This is a genomic window from Shewanella sp. AS16, assembly GCF_021412365.1.
Lineage (GTDB): Bacteria > Pseudomonadota > Gammaproteobacteria > Enterobacterales > Shewanellaceae > Shewanella > Shewanella salipaludis.
The window spans coordinates 48,950-63,521 of the sequence record NZ_JAKCLK010000005.1 but is presented as its reverse complement, the minus strand read 5'-3'; the positions used below and the strand labels follow the sequence as shown (position 1 = coordinate 63,521).

7 protein-coding genes and 1 pseudogene are annotated in these 14,572 nt (G+C 52.4%); 4 read left to right on the top strand and 4 right to left on the bottom strand.

Translation table 11 applies throughout. The annotated features are described in order from the left end of the window. Positions 1-315 precede the first annotated feature (315 nt). From LZP73_RS13550 to LZP73_RS13540, 3 genes are all read left to right on the top strand, one after another. On the top strand, positions 316-2,574 hold the full coding sequence (locus LZP73_RS13550) for an alpha-amylase family glycosyl hydrolase (RefSeq protein WP_234235548.1): 2,259 nt from the start codon (positions 316-318) through the stop codon (positions 2,572-2,574). Positions 2,575-2,721: 147 nt separating this feature from the next. After that, the gene (locus tag LZP73_RS13545; protein WP_234235547.1) at positions 2,722-4,566 is read left to right on the top strand and encodes a glycoside hydrolase family 13 protein; all 1,845 of its coding nucleotides are present in this window, start codon (positions 2,722-2,724) and stop codon (positions 4,564-4,566) included. A gap of 582 nt (positions 4,567-5,148) precedes the next feature. After that, entirely contained in the window at positions 5,149-6,912 is a 1,764-nt protein-coding gene (locus tag LZP73_RS13540; protein ID WP_234235546.1) for a sulfatase-like hydrolase/transferase, read from the top strand. A gap of 168 nt (positions 6,913-7,080) precedes the next feature. On the opposite strand, the gene LZP73_RS13535 is transcribed toward LZP73_RS13540, so the two are convergent. Both LZP73_RS13535 and LZP73_RS13530 read right to left on the bottom strand, forming a co-directional pair. Then, the gene (locus LZP73_RS13535; protein WP_234235545.1) at positions 7,081-8,088 is read right to left on the bottom strand and encodes a class I SAM-dependent rRNA methyltransferase; all 1,008 of its coding nucleotides are present in this window, start codon (positions 8,086-8,088) and stop codon (positions 7,081-7,083) included. Positions 8,089-8,322: 234 nt separating this feature from the next. Beyond that, positions 8,323-8,739, bottom strand: coding sequence for a GFA family protein (locus LZP73_RS13530; protein WP_326490350.1), 417 nt, complete (start codon positions 8,737-8,739; stop codon positions 8,323-8,325). A gap of 542 nt (positions 8,740-9,281) precedes the next feature. Here LZP73_RS13530 and LZP73_RS13525 point away from each other — a divergent pair. Then, on the top strand, positions 9,282-9,878 hold the full coding sequence (locus LZP73_RS13525; RefSeq protein ID WP_234235544.1) for a hypothetical protein: 597 nt from the start codon (positions 9,282-9,284) through the stop codon (positions 9,876-9,878). 194 nt (positions 9,879-10,072) lie between these two features. Here LZP73_RS13525 and LZP73_RS13520 read toward each other — a convergent pair. After that, a pseudogene (locus tag LZP73_RS13520) lies at positions 10,073-10,220 on the bottom strand (transposase); the annotation flags it as partial. A gap of 347 nt (positions 10,221-10,567) precedes the next feature. Next, positions 10,568-14,566, bottom strand: coding sequence for an RHS repeat-associated core domain-containing protein (locus LZP73_RS13515; RefSeq protein WP_234235543.1), 3,999 nt, complete (start codon positions 14,564-14,566; stop codon positions 10,568-10,570). Between the last annotated feature and the right edge of the window lie 6 nt (positions 14,567-14,572).

Genomic DNA, 14,572 nt, shown 5'->3' with positions numbered 1-14,572 from the left:
TACATTGCGCGACAGTGTTTTCCGCCTCGTTAACTGCCCTATACGCTGTCACCGCCGCCGATGCCGGCGAATATCAGGATAAGGAACCATCAATTAACTGCAATTATTGGAAAAAGCCATGCCCATTCATTATTGGGATATAAACATTGAAGCTATAAATTCGAATGACTGAATATTATTAAAGACATTATTGAAGATAGTATTGAATACGTATGTAGGAGCTTGTTCATTAGCCGATTATTTGTTCAAGTGAGTTGTTCGATTATGTATTTCATTGGCAACTCATTAGACACTGAAAAAACAAAATAAGGGAAGATGATGAACAATAATTTATTCAGGACTATGAAGACGTTCAGTTTTATTGCATTTACGCTCGCCGCCTCGGGGAGTTATGCAGCCGTATCTCTGGGCCCCATCACAGCTAAAGACACAGTTTACCAAATTCTGACCGACAGATTCTATGACGGCGACCCAACAAACAATATACCTGCAGGTTCACCTTCGCAGATCTTCGATGGCACAGGCAGTGACATGAAACTGTATCAAGGTGGTGACTTTAAAGGAATAGTTGCCAAAATTCCCTATTTAAAGAATATGGGAGTCACGGCAGTTTGGATATCGGCACCTTATGCCAACAGAGATGAAGCCATCGTCGATTACCAAGCCGATGGCAGCCAGGTAATTTGGTCCAGTTATCACGGCTACCATGTGAGCAATTATTATCGCACCAACTCGCACTTCGGAACTATGCAAGACTTCAACGACATGGTCGAAGCATTGCACGCCAATGGAATAAAAGTCGTGATTGACTTTGTCTCTAACCACACGAGTCGCTGGCAGAATCCAACCAATGGAAATACGCCTGAGAATGGCCGTTTATACGAACCGGATAGAGATGCCAACAATAACTTCTCGTTTGACGCCGGCGGCGATCCTGTCGATCTCAACAACGATGGCTCTTCCGATAATTTGATTGCCGATCCCAATGGCACCTTGAACCCTGACTGGTTTCACCGAAAAGGTGACAGGGGCAGTGACAGCAGCCGATTCGGCTATCGTTATCGGGACTTGGGTTCACTGGCAGACTTCACCCAGGAATTACCTGCCGTGGCACAATATCTGGAAGAGGCGGCAATTTTTTGGAAGGGCAAAGGCATAGACGGCTATCGCCATGATGCCACCCTGCATATGAATCCGGCCTTTGCCAAAGGCTTCAGAGACGCGATCGATTCTGCCCCGGGTGGCGCAGTGACACATTTTGGTGAGTTTTTCATAGGGAAACCGGATCCCAAATATGCCGAATACACCTCATTTCCAACGAGGACGAACATCAATAATCTCGATTTCGAGTTTTTCCGGACCATGACCAATGTGTTTGCCAATGGCTCCGAAGATATGAACACCCTGGCAAATTTTTACCAATACACGGCCAATGACTACCGATATGAAAATCAAACAGTCACCTTTATCGATAACCATGATGTTCCACGATTCTTGAGAATTAACAGCGATCACCGTAGCCTGGATGTTGCGCTGGCCACGTCCCTCGTCTCCCGCGGCATTCCCAACATTTACTATGGTACCGAACAATATGTCAACGGCCATGACGCGAGCGAAAATGGTGGCAGGGTGTTCCTGCAAGTCGATAAGCCATTCAGCCAAACGACAACCGCCTATAAAATCATTCAGAAACTCTCTGCATTGAGGCAGGAAAATGATGCCTTGGCCTATGGCTTAACCAATGTGCTCTATTCCACGGCCGATGTACTTGTCTTATCGCGTAAATTTTACGATAAAGAAGTAGTCGTCGCGATAAACCGCAGCCCATTCAACGCCTACACAGTCCCGGATCTGGCAACCAGCCTGCCCACAGGCAGTTATGCCGATAAGTTGGCGAGTGAGTTGTCCGGCGACTCCGCCACAGTAGTCAGCGCCGGGGCTAGCCAGAAAATAGCCTCATTTCAGTTAAGCCCGCAGGAGGTCAATGTCTGGAGCTATAATGCCGATCTCGGCACGGCCCCGCGCATAGGTGACATGGTGTCTGTCGCAGGGAGAGAAGGCAATGAAGTGACCATCTTGGGTACGGGTCTTGACGGCACGGTCCAGGTTTATTTCGATACAGTACAGGCGCAAGTGAACTCAAACAGCGGTACTGAAATTAAACTCACAGTGCCCAGCATGGCCGGCGGAGAGAAAATAGTCACGGTCAAAAAAGCCGGGGTTACCAGCAATAACTTCAGCTTTAATCTGCTGTCGGATGATCAAAATCAAATGATATTTCATGTGCAGAAAAGCACGGCTCTGGGACAAAAAGTCTATCTGGTCGGCAGCATACCCGAGTTGGGGAGTTGGGATCCAGCAAAGGCTGTGGATGCCTTCCATAATCCGGATCCCGTCGAATGGTACAATTGGTTTCTGCCCGTGAGTGTGCCTAAAGCGACCTCTTTCGAATATAAATATATCTTGAAGGATGACCAGGGCAATGTGGTGTGGGAAGGTGGCGCAAACCGCACTGCGACCTCATCTGCCGATGCCGCAGGCGTCGTAGATCTGCCACAGACATATTTCCAGTAATGGTTTTAACATTGCACGCCTGGTTGACCAGACGTGCAATGTTTCAACGCCCAGCCGCGTAAACAGTCCTTGTCTAGCGACACAATAGCCGCGAGTAATTAATTAATCTTTATGAATATAAAATACATCCTTCGGAAAGTCAGTTGTTTGAGTTTGCTGTTCACTTGCTTGGTATTAGCGTCGAATAACGATGCCATACCCAAGCCGGCAACCCAAGCTGGCGAATTTGTGCCTGAATGGGCCAAATCCGTCGTCTGGTATCAGATCTTTCCCGAACGTTTTCGTGATGGCGACGCCACCAATAACCCTGAGCTGGCCGATATTCTGGGCGCAGATCCCGTCGAACGTCCCAAGCAATGGCACATACATCCATGGGGCAGCGATTGGTATCAACGACAAGATTATGAGTTGGCCAATGGGGAACCCGAATTATGGAAACACCTATTGCGCCGCAGATACGGCGGTGATTTGCAGGGGGTGATAGATAAACTTGGCTATTTGCATGAGCTGGGGATCACCGCCATTTACCTCAATCCTGTCTTCGACTCGCCGTCGCTGCATAAATATGACGGTGCCAGCTACCACCATATCGACCCCAACTTCGGCCCGGATCCCCTGGGTGATCGCGCCCTGATGGCAAAGGAAAATCCGCTGGACCCGGAGACCTGGATTTGGACCAAGGCGGACGAACTGGCGTTGCAACTCATAGACAAAGCCCATAAGTATAAAATGAAAATCATCTTCGATGGTGTCTTTAACCATATGGGTGTTAACAGCTTTGCGTTTAAAGATCTCAAGCTCAAACAACAGGATTCTGCTTATAAAGGCTGGTTCAGTGTGAAGAGCTTCGATGACGCAGCAGCAGGCACCAGCTTCGATTATGAGGGCTGGTTTGGGGTAAAATCACTGCCGGAATGGCGCGAGGATGAGCATGGCATAGTCACTGGCCCGAAAGAATACATTTTCAATGCCACCAGACGTTGGATGAACCCCAAAGGCATGGGAACGCAGTTTGGCATAGATGGCTGGCGTCTGGATGTGGCCTTCGAAGTCCAACATGCATTTTGGAAAGACTGGCGAGCCTTGGTCCGAAGCATCAATCCAGAGGCCTATATGACGGCTGAATTAGTCGATAAGCCAGAGAAAGTCATTCCCTATTTTCAGGGTGACGAATTTGATGCAGAGATGAACTATAACTTCGCCTTCACCGCGGCCGAGTTCTTGTTTAATCCCGCCGGGAGGAGCATCTCAGTTACCCAATTCGATGCAAAACTTAAACAGCTGCGTGAACTTTACCCCGCTGGCGTCGCCTATGTTAATCAGAACTTGTTTGGCAGTCATGACACCAACCGCCTTGCATCGCACATAGTGAACCGGGGGCTGGGTAATTTCCGTGATTGGGGGCAGTATTTTAACCTGTCACAGGCGGCCAACAACCCAGAATATCGAGTGCGTAAGCCCAATTCTGACGAAATCCGGCTACAAAAATTATTTGTGATTCTGCAAATGACTTATGTCGGTGCGCCCATGATTTATTACGGTGACGAAGTCGGTATGTGGGGCGGGAACGATCCTGACAACCGCAAACCCATGCTTTGGCCGGACATAGACTATCAAGCCGAGCGTTACTTGCCCAATGGCACCGAGCGCGCCCCGGATAAGTGGGATACAGTCGCCATAAATCGAGACTTACTGTCACACTATAAACGCCTCATCGCCATAAGAAATCAACATGCAGCTTTGCGGCTGGGTGATTTCACCAGCCTGTTAATCGACGATAAGCAAGAAGTCTACGGATTTGCGCGTCATTATCGGGGGGAGACCATCTGGGTGCTGCTGAACAATTCAAATGTGGAGCGTCTGACAACCCTGACAACAGTGGCAGATAAAGGTATGCGGGATCTCATGAGTCAGGAAATGTTCCAGCCACAGCAAGGAAAGCTTGAGGTGACTATTCCCGCGAAATGGGGACGTATCCTGAAGTTCGAATGACAGTTGCGCCGAGTTATTGAGTGATTGAGTGACAAGATAAATGCACAATGACCCTGTCACTCGCCATTCTCTGGCAGCGAATAGCCACGTGGTGCAGTTCACGTCAGCAAGATTATCGGCGGCAAGCTTGAGTCAAGCTTGCCGTCAATCCAGAAAGCCTGGGCCCTGCAGTCGCTCGGCGAATAATCGGCGGCCCTGCACGACAGGCTAGCCCTGAAACGTCAATGCCTAAGCGCCAGCCCAATTTCGTGAACCTCCCAGTCTTGTTGATGACCCCTCTCGTAATTAAGTGTGCTGACTCTGTTGACTCTGCTGATCAGGGCCCGCGTCGGCGTTTTCCTTAACCCTGCTTACTATGCCGGCTAAACTGTGCCAGCTAAAGACACCTCAAGGATAGACCCGGACTTAGCGTCTCTGAGGCATTGATCTGCTTGCAAAAGTGAACGAAAGCGGCTCATGGTTAATGGCATTGCACTTTTGAATTGGCGGGCGGGAGTCGGGAGCAAGAAATCCAATCTATGTACCAATATAAGGCTATGCTGAAGTGTAGGACTGTCTCCATTCAATCATTATAGGGAAATTATGATGAAAATTAACGGCAAACAACCCAACTTCCTGATCATCACCACAGATGAGGAAAGGTTTCCACCTCCTTACGAAAATCCCGAAGCGAAAGCATACCGCCTGAAAAATAGCCTGTGCCTGGGGCAAATGCGCCAAAGCGGGATTGAATTCATCAATCACAACGCGGCGTCGACCGCCTGCGCCCCGAGCAGAACCTCCATTTACACAGGCCAATACCCCTCATTGCATGGCGTCAGCCAGACCCCGGGGATCGGCAAATCCTCCTTCGATCAGAACATGTTCTGGTTAGAACCCAACACTGTCCCCACCATGGGGTCCTGGTTTCGTCAGGCAGGTTACCAGACCTACTACCGCGGCAAGTGGCATTTGTCCGATGAAGACATCAACATCCCTGGTACTCAGGACGCTCTGCTCAGCAATTCCACTACCGGCCAACCCTATCCGGAAAAAGTCGAGTTATATGGCAAGGCCAATCGCCTGGATAAATACGGATTCGATGCCTGGATAGGCCCAGAGCCCCATGGGGCGGCGGAAAACAACTGTGGTACGGTGCGCGACCCGGGATTTGCCGATCAGGTATGCCGCACGCTGGCAATGCTGGACCAAGCGGCGCAAAACGGAGAACAACAGCCGTTTCTGCTGGTGTCTTCCTTTGTTAATCCCCACGACATAGTATTGATGCGCAACCCCAACTGGTTTGAAGACTTCTATCAGCAGAAAGAAGCAGGCACTCTGCCCCATGTGGCCGAGGCCCCGAGTCAGGGTGAAAGCCTGGCGGATAAACCCCGTTGCCAGAAGGACTATCTGTATACCTATCCCCATATGTACATCCCCCAACCAACGGACGAAAGCTACCGCCAGTTTTACTATTTCCTGATGGCCGAGGTGAACAAGCATATAGACTGCGTATTCGAGGCGCTGAAGAAGACCTCCTTCTTTGAGAACACCATAGTGGTGTTTACCTCAGATCATGGCGAATTGCTGGGCGCCCATGGCGGCCTGCACCAGAAATGGTATACCGCCTACCAGGAAGTGCTGAACGTGCCCTTCATCGTCTCGAACCCGGTACTGTTTGAGAAGCCGCGGCAGCTGGAGCTGACCACCTCCCATGTCGATCTGCTCCCCACCCTGCTGGGACTGGCAGGCATAGAGGTGGAAAAGGTGCGCCACGCATTGGCGAAAGATCACAGCGAAGCCCGCCCCCTGGTCGGACGCGACCTGTCGAGCGTCATACTCGAGCGGCAAGCTCCGGCGGAGGAAGCCATCTACTTCATGACCAACGACAATGTGGAAGTCGGTGCCGACATGAGGAATCCGCTGACGGGTGTGGCTTACAACAGTGTCGTGCAGCCCAATCATATTGAAGCCATAGTGACCAAGCTGCCGGAGCTGAGCGGAGATACCCGTTGGAAATATGTGCGCTATTTCGATAATGCCCGTTACTATTCGGGTGAAGGGGTTCTCGCAGGGCAAACCGGCAGTCGTCACGATGCGGGCAACCTGGTGGGTGCCGGCAATCCGGACGGTGTCACCACCAGCCGTTTCATTCCCAGCGAGTACGAATGCTATGATTTGAGCGCGGATCCCACCGAAGAGAACAACCTGCTGAGCCCGCTATGCCCCACCCCTCTGGATGACAGGGTGCATGCCGCGCTCAAGGCCATAATGCGGGAACAGCGCAGGAGCAAACGCCTGTTGCCGCAGAACATCAACAACGAAGCAGAACGTGAAAGCAACAACCGGGTCCCACTGCGGGAGTGATGCAGCTCGTCCGGGCGCAAGCACCGAGTTTCTCGGCCAGTGATTGGCTATGCCGGCGAGCCGGAACTGAGGTCAATCACCCACGCACAGAAAGCGCCCGGGCGGTCGAAATTGGCGAGATGGCCGGCATCATCCAGGACTCCCAGACAGGATCCTGGATGATGCATCTCAATTGAGTACCAAGGCGACGATTTTCAGCGGATGATTGTCATCGAAAGAGGGGAAGTCTTCATGGGGATCGAGCCAGCTGTGGGAGACGACCGTGCGTCCCTGCTTGGCGGCGCAGCGCACCAGGCTGTCGAACCAGACCTGGCGCTCTACCTTGGCGACATTGTTGCAACAGACTATGGTGCCGCCGCTCTTGGTCGCCATCAGGGCCGGCTTGAACAGGCCCTGGTAATCGTTGACCAGATCTACTATGCCGAACGGGCTCTTGGCGAAGCGCGGCGGATCGAGAAACACCAGATCGAATTCTGTCTTGGGCAGCTTGGGATACTTGGGCAATTTTTGATTGCGTCGCCCCCCCACAGTCAGCCCCGCCAATTGACGCAGCGCCGGAAAGGCATCGCTCTGCACGAATTCACAGACGCCGGCCACCTGGTTCAACTCGGCGTTGCGCTTGCCTGCCGCCAGCGCGAAGGAGGAAAAATCGACGTTCACCACCCGGCTGGCACCACCGACGGCCGCCGCCGTGCCTATGCCACAGGTGTAGGAAAACAGGTTGAGCACAGTCCTGTCGCGGCTATTACCACGGACAAATTCACGGCCGATGCGCATGTCGAGGAATAACAAGGGATCCTGGCCTTCGTGGCGCAGTTTGGAGCCGAAGCTGATGCCATTCTCTTGGATCATTTGCTCGGACCGGGCGAAGGCCTCTGTATCGCTATCGAGAGAATTCAGCACCCGCGAGTTTTTGGTCGACCTGTCGTTATAGATCACCGGCAAGTCAGACACCAGAGCCAGGGCATCGCTGAATTGCACCAGCTCCGCATCGGCCAGTGGCTGATGGAAACTCTGGATCAACCAGGCATCGCCGTATCTGTCGATATTCACCCCCTCCATGCCTTCGACTGTGCCATGAAACAGCCGAAAACAGTCAGTCTCATCGCGCTGCGCTTGCAATAAAAAATCCTGACGCTTGGCTAAGGCGCGGCTCATAAGGGTTGAAATAGACATGAAAATAAGACTCGTACTGGGCACTGGATGGCAAGGGGTCCATATCTTCATATGGGATGAGCGGCCATGATAACAAAAAAGCCGTCCAAGTTTGGAGATAATCCGGCCCGGGCGAGGGAAAAACCAAGATTCAGGCGCTACTGGCTACTGGCTACTGGCTACTGGCTACTGGCAAGATGATAGTAGCTTCCCGGAACAGCCACCGCTGCCCGGGCTTCGAGCCTAACCTGAGAGTTAAGGCTGCTTGTCGAACTGCATGACGCCGTCTGGCACCTGGAACCAGGCTTGTTTCTCACTCAACCACACATGTGCCGTGGGTTGGATGAGCCTGGTATCGCTCAGGTTGCTGGGTTTGAGCTTGATCTTATCCGGCTCCTCCGGATTGACGTGATAGATCCTGTTGCCACAACCTGGGCAGAACATGGCATCACTGCGATTGCCGCTGTCCGCCGGGCGCGACCAGAACCGCATTTCGCCCTTGAACACCAGGTTACTGGCTTCGACCATGGCCGTGATGCTGAAGGCACTGGTGGATAATTTCTGGCACTCCTTGCAATGACACGCTACTACCATAGTGGGCGGCGCCAACAGCTCATAGGTCACCTTGCCACACTGACATGCCCCAAAAATCGGATACTGAATCGCTTCCACTCGACCTCCTATCTGGCTTCTTCTCTCGTCTGTATCACCCATGATACAGCACTTCCTATAACAGCACTTTCTATAGCACACTGACAATACCAATTCGCGGCAGCTGAAACGCCGCAGGCCAAAATAATGCAATAAAGCCGAATTACAGAATGCTACACTGCCAAGTAAATAAACACCTTATCAAACTATCATTGCAAACACCTTACAAAAATATACAGCAAATATCCCACCAAAACATCCAAGCCGAAAAAATAGTTAAAAACAAAATGCCATACCATTAATTAAATATTGTTTTAGCGCCGTATCCCTTGAAATTTCAGGCCAACAAGCGTCTAATGCTAAAGCATGGAATACAAGCTAAAGATCCCATGACAACTTAATAAATTGTATAGCTCGACTGTTAACAAGTCATTATCTTAAGTTTCAACCAAACAATAAATGCATGCGACAAATGCACATAACAAATGTACACAGCGAAATCACACAAAAAATTAACAGATAGACTACATTAACCTTGCATAATACATTTTTAGGGAGAGAAAATGCCTACTACATTGACGCTATATCGCGGAGAAAAAAGTGCCTGGTGGCCGGCACCGGACATCAGGTTAATGAGCGGAATGACCCTGTATCAGCCTTGGCCCGCAGCGACCGCACTGGCACTGTGGAATAAGCTGTCCCAGGAAGTATCCAGGCAACTTGGCCTGAATCTCGAAAAGAAAGTCGCCGCCTATGCCCAATTTCTGCGCGCCTCGGGCAGACCCTTCGCCCTATCCACCGCCTGGACCGAAACCGGCTCCTTCAGCTCAGACTATGATTATGTTATCAAGATCCCCAATGCCCACCTGTTCTATTGGGGCGGCAGCAAAGATAAACCTGAATTGGGCGAACAGCTCAACATCTCGAGTCCCAGCCAGGTCACGGCCGATTTTATCGTTCTCAATGCCTCGACTCTGGCCGCCTCGACTGTCCTGGGATTCGGCCACAACACAGGCACCAAGGAGATCACCTTCTTCCACGATTTACCGCTCGGACTCATCCAGTCATGCAACGGCAAGGCACCCAACGCACTTGGGATCAAGACCAAGGCCGACCTGAGCTTCGATGAGAAAATCAAATATGGGAAATTTTTAAGATAAGTGAACCTGCACTGAATTTTGTCGGCCTCAGCCCATCCTCGCCACACGAAAACACCCTTCTCACACAGTAAACTATCACATGTTAGAAGGGTGTGCTCTCGGCATAGAAAAAGTAGCACCTTGCCGGTATCAGAGGGGCAGCCTCTCACAATAGACTTTGAAACCGAGTCTATTGTGAGGACGAAACATCAGCCGAAAGTCATATATATCTCGTAAATTTGCACCCAATCATGGCGATGGTCATAGTTTTCCTGAATATGTATCATCGCCACAAAGGTAGGAGCGCCGAATAACTCGACTACTGTAATGGTAATACAGTCTGACTTTAAATAAAAAGTTCAAGACTAATTGTTTTCTGCAAGAACCGTGTAATGACAAGCCCCCTACACCGACACTTTTATTGAATCTAGTAGAGGATGCAAATCACAATATTTAGTCTGAGTATCTATATTTTCTGATGTTAAGGTTTGCTAAACATAGCGACAGTTAATACTTAAAGAAGGCCATTTTTTCATGATTTCTCACAGTAACTCGAGCAGAGTCAGCATCAACAGCGATATTACCACACTGGCAAGTTGCATAATGTTCGGGCATCGACTCTACATATTCACCACAAAGCATACATTCATAGCAAATTTTTTTGCCTGCTGGATATCCCTTAGATAAGTCGGGGTTAAAATATTTTTTTTTCATTTCCTAGGTATCTCGCTTGTTCTTTTAATCTTCCCAGAGGCTATAAGCCCATCAACTCCCCCATACTCCTCGGGAACAAAATATTGAGTTCCTCCACCAGGCTCACCGAACCATGGCGCAATTGGACCAGAGAGCACATCAAACGACTCAATAACCTCAAAAGTGTGGGGAGAAAAAGCTTTACTTTTAGGCGGTAAAGCTCGTTTTTCGAACTCTATTCCCTCATCCGCAAAATATCGTCCAGTATCCTTAAACTCACCATTTGCACCAAAGTAGCCGCCATATCTATCAAGTTTGGTGCCAGGGGCTAGCGTAACACTATCTGCCAATGCTTTTCCAAACGAAGTTGCAAACCCATCATGGCTTGGCCAACTAAAAGCGCAAAATTTTCCTGTTTTATCATGCCAACGTCCGTTGGCATCTAGTTTATATGGAGTACCAACTGGTTGAGCATCCATCTGAGCATCTTCTTTACAGCTCAGCCCCAAGGGATCGACCCAGTTGATATGATTGGGTGCGTACTGGTAGTGGTTTATTCCACCAAGCAGACCTATGGGGTCTTGGCTGATGAAGCGGCCGCTTTGGGGATCATAGTAACGGAAGTGATTGTAGTGTAAACCACTTTCTTCATCATAATATTGTCCCTGGAAACGCAGCGGGTTGGCTATCTCATTGATGCTGACAGAGGCCTGACCGAACACTGAGTAATTGGCTTGCCAGACGATGTTGTTCTCTTTATCGACCAGTGCCAGCGGGGTGCCCAGTTGATCCAATTGGTAGAAGAAGAGCTCGCCGTTTCTGAGCAGTGCCAGCGGCCTGTTGCCCCGGCCATCGCCATTGTCAGGTTCATACAGATACCAGCTAAACGCGTCCTGGCTATGCTCGCCAATCAGCTGATTACCGTCCCACAGATAATCTATGCGGCCGGCGGCGGTGATCTTGGCGCTGCGGCGGCCGAGGGCATCGTACTCGTAACGGCTGATATCTGTGCCGTTGGAGAGACTCACCAGCTGGTTCAAGCCATTGAATTCACGTTTTTGCTGGCCCGAGGCCATTTTTACACTCAGCTGGTTGCCGCTGTCATCATAGCTGTAATGGCGACCCAGATAGCGCTGCAGCTTGTCCTGCTGCAGCTGAATATCATCGCCGACCGGGTTGCCGAAGCTGTCCCAGCTATGGTGCTCGTTCTGGCTCGGATCCGTCTCGTGGCGCTTGCTGACCAGCTGATCCAAACTGTCGTATTGGTAATTCACCTTCCCCTGGCGGGTGTCTTCCACCGTCAGCAACTGATGCAGGGCGCTGTAATGATAGTGGCGCTCATGCAACTCGCTGCCATGCTGCCATTGTTGACCGCTCAAGCGATTGAAGGCATCGAACTGCTGGCTCATGACCATGCCGCTGGCATATTCGCGCTCACTCTCACGCCCGGCGTTATCGAAGCGCCGCAGCAAGATGGGCTGCTGGTTCAGCCCCAGCTGGGACACTTGTCCCTGGTCGTTGTAGCGATAATCGAGCTGACTGCCATCGGGCAGCAGGGTCGCGGTCTTGCGGCCCGCGGCGTCGTACTTATGCTCTATATGCCAATTATCCTGCCACAGGGATTTCACCCGGCCGTTGGCATGATGACCGAAACGTAATTTGCGCTGGCCGTTGTTGGCCCTGAGCAGGCGTCCCAGTTTGTCGTAGTGAAAATGCTGGCTGCTCAACTGACGGTTAGCGGCACCGAGGCAGAGGGCTTTTTGCTCTATCACCCGCCCCAGGGCATCGCGCACCACGCGGATCTGCCGCTGACTGCCATCCTCCAGGCCGACCACCTTGCCATTGGCGTCATACTCATACTGCTGCACCCGACCGTCGAATCCCTGCAACTTGACGGGCCTTTCCCGATCGTCGTAGTCCAGCTGATAGCGGGCGCCATCGCTGCGCATGATGGCGGTCAGGTTGCGTTCGCTATCGTATTGATAACCCAGGCTGCTGCCGTCGGGCTGCCATTGCTTGGTGGGCTGACGCAGGCCGTCATACTGCCATTGCCTTTCCTGGCCCAGGGCATTGGTCTTGGAGATCAGCCGCCCGGCGCTGTCATAGTCGAAGCTTTGCTCCAGCACTTGCTCGGGGGCATCCTGGGGATATTGACGCTGGCCTATGAGCTGACCGGCCTCGTTGCGGCGATATTCGGTCACCAGACCTGCGGCATCCACCAGTCCATTGAGGCGCCCCAGCTCATCATAGCTGTAACGCGTCAGGCCCGTCGGTGCCCGCCGGGCCAGCAATTGCCCTTCGGTGTCCCAGGCAAAATGGGTGCTGCTGCCATCGGCGGCCGTGATGCAACTGAGTTGATTTAAGCTGTTGTATTCATAGCGCACCCTGGCTCCATCTGGGGAGATCTCGGCCTTGAGCAGACCGGCGGACGTGTATTCCCGCCGCCACTCCTGGCCTTCGGCATCTATGATACCGCTGCGTTGTCCCAGGGCGTTGTAGTGAAACTGAGTGACGCCCGCGTCTGCGGCTATGATATGACTGAGCTGGCCGCGGCGGTTGAACTCGAAGCGGGTGGTGGCTCCCAGAGGATCGATTTCGGCCACTTTTTTGCCTTGGTCGTTCCATTGGTACTGCCAGCTGGCGCCATCTGGGGCCACTTTCTTGATTAAGCGATTCTGTTCGTCGTGATAGTAGCGCCAGCACTGGCCACGGCTGTCGGTGCTGAGGGACAGACGTTCGGCATCGCGATACTCGAAGCGGTAGTCGTAACAGCCATCATCGCCCCAGTTGCGGCTGCAACGGGCGCCGGGGCCATCGCCATCCCAGCTGAAATAATGCCTGAAACCGCTGGCCCGCTCCCTTTCGGTGAGCAAATGGCCGGCATATTGATAACGCTCGAGCTGCTGACTCAAGTTGGTGGCTGCGCAAAGATCGCCGGCGGCATCATAATCGTAGCGCGCCAACACCTTGCCCAGCCGTATCATGCCCTCGTCGCTATGGCGTACGGCCTCTATCTGACTCAGCTGGCCCTTGGCGCTGTAGGACAACTCGATACCCCGACCGGCGCTGTAGTCGATGCGGCTGAGCCTGTGTAGCCTGTCGTAAAACAGCTGCAAGGTATGACCCAGGTTATCGAGTATCTGATGCAACACCCAGCGCCGGCGAGCCGACTTGTCGGCACTTGGCACGAACACCCAATGGGTATCGTCGGGTCTGAGCAAGACCAGGCTGCCGTTGGCCTCGTGGCGCAATGCCAGGCCCTCGGCCAACTGGTAGCTGGTTTGCCCGGCGGCGACTTGGGCGAAGGGCAAGCGCCGGCCTTCCTCATCCGTTAACCACAGCAGAGGTTCTTCCTCTGCGTCGGCCAGCAAATCGATCTGCAGATGAAAATTACTGCGCCAGCCAAAACCTAAGCCTATATTCTCAGCGCTCTGGCTCGAGCGATAGCTGCGCACCCAATGCAAGGGCAAGGGCCCTTCGAGGCTGAAGTCCGTCAGTTCGAGGATCTCTTCGCCGCTGCACATGGCCACGGGATCGCCGCAGGTTTCCTTGTCTTTGTTCGCAGGTTCCTGATTGCCGGCGGCATTCTCGCCGCGGTTGCTATTCACCCCAGGCTCGACTTCTGCCTGTTGCTCGGCCCGGCCTCCGGGATTGGCCGCCTTGGGCTGTGCGCCGCTCTTGGGGGCCTTGGCCGGCGCCGCAGGGATCTCAGCCGGTTGCGCCGGCAGAATGCAGGCAAAGAGTGTCTTGTCGACCAGGGCCTTGGCCAAGGTCTGGCGCAGTGCCCCGGCGCGGGCCTGGCTCCACATGGTGACACCGGCGGCGCTCGGGTTGAACCAGGCATAGACGCTGACGATGGAATCACCCGGCAAGTCGGATACCGCAAACAGTGACTGCAAGAGGGAAATGGCACTCTGCTCATCGGCAAATACCAGGGGCACATGGGCCGGTTTGGCCGTGCTGAACTGTATTAAGTCGCCTGAGCGGGCCTTTAAGGATAACGACTTGGTTACCATCTTGAG

Coding starts and splice junctions, on each gene's coding strand:
- LZP73_RS13550 (WP_234235548.1), top strand. CDS start 316: ATGATGAACAATAATTTATTCAGGACTATGAAGACGTTCAGTTTTATT.
- LZP73_RS13540 (WP_234235546.1), top strand. CDS start 5,149: ATGATGAAAATTAACGGCAAACAACCCAACTTCCTGATCATCACCACA.
- LZP73_RS13535 (WP_234235545.1), bottom strand. CDS start 8,088: ATGTCTATTTCAACCCTTATGAGCCGCGCCTTAGCCAAGCGTCAGGAT.
- LZP73_RS13525 (WP_234235544.1), top strand. CDS start 9,282: ATGCCTACTACATTGACGCTATATCGCGGAGAAAAAAGTGCCTGGTGG.
- LZP73_RS13515 (WP_234235543.1), bottom strand. CDS start 14,566: ATGGTAACCAAGTCGTTATCCTTAAAGGCCCGCTCAGGCGACTTAATA.